The following is a 2,310-nucleotide window of genomic DNA, read 5'->3' as shown; positions in this document are numbered from 1 at the left end:
ACAATCAATCGCCCATCGGATGCCCAGAAGTGATCACCAGGCAGGCTACCAACAGCTACCAACTATGACGCTGCGCTACCTCGCCGGAGCCCTGGGGTTATGCCGAGATCAGGTAGCCGTTCACCGCCCTGACCAGGCAAATCACAGCCAGAKCCGGCATAACCCGGACCTCGGCATAAGCGGACGACTTCGTCGTCATGGTCCACGGCACCCGGGAACACGTCGACGCCCTGCACGGCCAGGTGAGCAGAGTCCTGGCGGGAATGGGGCTCGCCCTGTCCCCGGCCAAGACCCGGATCGTCCACCTCGCGGACGGGTTCGACTTCCTCGGCTTCCGCATCGTCTGGAAGCGGAAGCGAGGAACGGACAACTGGCACGTCTACCCCTTCATCGCCGACGAACCTGTCGCGTCGCTGAAACGGAAGATCAGATCACTGACCCGGAAGTTGTCGCATCTCGACTACAGAATCGCACTGATCCGGATCAACCAGATCCCGCGCGGGTGGRCCGCTTACTTCCAGCACGCGGTCGCCAAGCACACCCTGGCCCGTCTGCACACCTTCGTCTGGTGGCGGATGATCCGCTGGGTGATGCACCGGCACCGCCGGAGCTGGACGGCCATCCGGCGATGGCTCCGGACTCCGCACGGAGGACGGAAAGACATCGAACTGGACGGGATGACGCTGTTCCACCTCGGCCAGGTGCCGATCACCCGCTACCGATACCGAGGCGGCAACATCCCCACCCCCTGGCCGGATGCCCTGACAGGCCCAACCCCGACGGCATGATCGAGTGGAGAGCCCGGTGCCCGGAGACGGGCACGCCGGGTTCGGCGGGCGGACCGGGGAAACCCACCGGGAGCAACCCCGGCAGGGCGCCCCGGTCCGACCCAACAACCTCGCCGAGGCCGTCCGCCAGAAGGTCGCCGCGCACAGCACCTGCCGGGCCAAGGCCGCACCACCGCCGATCCGCGAGGGCGCCCGGGCGATAACCACCCGCGAACGCTGGGCGCAGGTCCACAACCTGCTCGACAAGGGCGTCGGCCTGCTGGAGTGCTCCCGCCGCCTCGGCCTCACCCTGAACACGGTCACACGCTACGCGCGGATCAGTGAGCCCGAGCGTCTCATCCGGGCACCGCAGTACCGTCCTACCCTCGTCGACCCCTAGCGCGACCACCTACGCCAGCGGCGTGAGCAGGACCCAGCAGTCCCCGTTCTCCGCCTGTTCGCCGAGATCAAGGATCTCGGCTACACCGGTAACCTCAACCTGCTCTACCGGTACATCACCCAAGGCCGGGTCGAGTCGGACCGGCCGGCGATCTCGCCACGACGCCTTACCCGCCACCTGCTCACCGCCCCCGACCAGCTCAAAGACCACCAGCGGGAGCTGCTCGACACCCTCATGGCCGCCTGCCCGGAAATGACCGCACTCGCTGGGCTCGTACGGTCCTTCGCGGCCATGCTCACCCCCGCCGACGGCAACGCCGAACGGCTGACCGCCTGGATCAGCCAGGCACGGACTGAAGACCTGCCCCACCTGCACGCCTTCACCCGCGGACTCGAGCTGGACCGCGACGCCGTCAACGCCGCCCTGACCTGCGCCTACCACAACGGCGGGACCGAAGGCGTCAACACCAAAACCAAACTGATCAAGCGTCAGATGTACGGACGAGCAGGGTTCGCGCTCCTCCGACATCGGATCTTGCTCGGCTAACGTTGCCCTCCGTCACCACCGAATCTGCGACAGAGCCGAGAACTTGACAGCACCGTCGACCGCGATCCCCGGCCTCGGCCACCGACAGCCCTCACCCGTCGGGTCGCCGGGGCCCTCGGCGGCGACCCAGGCCGCGACCCCGGCCAGGCCGCTCTCCCCACACAGCACCGCCGCGCACAGCGACAGCACCACCGGCAGCCGGTGACGTACCCCGCGCGGGTCCCGCGGGTCCGGGATCTGCTCGAAACATTCCGCCACCGGCCCGCCCGCCGTGGCCAGCACCGCCAGCGCCTCCTGCGCTTCCCCGGCCGGGTGGGACACCTCTGCTGGCTTGCGAGACTGGACGGGCAACGGGGCCTCCCGGGGGTGAGATCTAGGCAATCCCGTCCCTACCGGGCCCCGTTGCCTCCATCCCCGGGAACACGCCCACAGGCCGCCCAGCGCCTCACCCCGGGACACCCAACCCCACCACGATCACCATCAGCCACCGGGGCGGCGTCACCTAGGGCCTGTTCTGGGTTCGGATCATGGGGTCGGGAGGCTGCGTAGCCAGAGGATGGATCCGCGTAGGTGGAGTCCCGCGGCGTAGCTTTCGGG

Annotated in this window: 2 protein-coding genes and 1 pseudogene; 2 read left to right on the top strand and 1 reads right to left on the bottom strand. The window is 68.3% G+C overall.

What is annotated here, in order from left to right:
* Positions 1 to 197: 197 nt before the first annotated feature.
* Together CcI156_RS23570 and CcI156_RS23565 are read left to right on the top strand one after the other, a co-directional pair.
* On the top strand, positions 198 to 788 hold the full coding sequence (locus CcI156_RS23570; RefSeq protein WP_076808326.1) for a group II intron maturase-specific domain-containing protein: 591 nt from the start codon (positions 198 to 200) through the stop codon (positions 786 to 788).
* A gap of 103 nt (positions 789 to 891) precedes the next feature.
* Positions 892 to 1,713 (top strand): annotated as a pseudogene (locus CcI156_RS23565) (transposase); the annotation flags it as partial.
* A gap of 12 nt (positions 1,714 to 1,725) precedes the next feature.
* Here CcI156_RS23565 and CcI156_RS27525 read toward each other — a convergent pair.
* Complete coding sequence (locus CcI156_RS27525) at positions 1,726 to 2,064, bottom strand: transposase family protein (RefSeq protein WP_083503475.1); 339 nt, start codon at positions 2,062 to 2,064, stop codon at positions 1,726 to 1,728.
* Positions 2,065 to 2,310 lie beyond the last annotated feature (246 nt).

The sequence above is a fragment of the Frankia sp. CcI156 genome (assembly GCF_001983015.1).
Classification (GTDB): Bacteria; Actinomycetota; Actinomycetes; order Frankiales; family Frankiaceae; genus Frankia; species Frankia casuarinae.
Note: the sequence above shows the minus strand (reverse complement) of the source record. Positions and strands in the feature narration are given on the sequence as shown.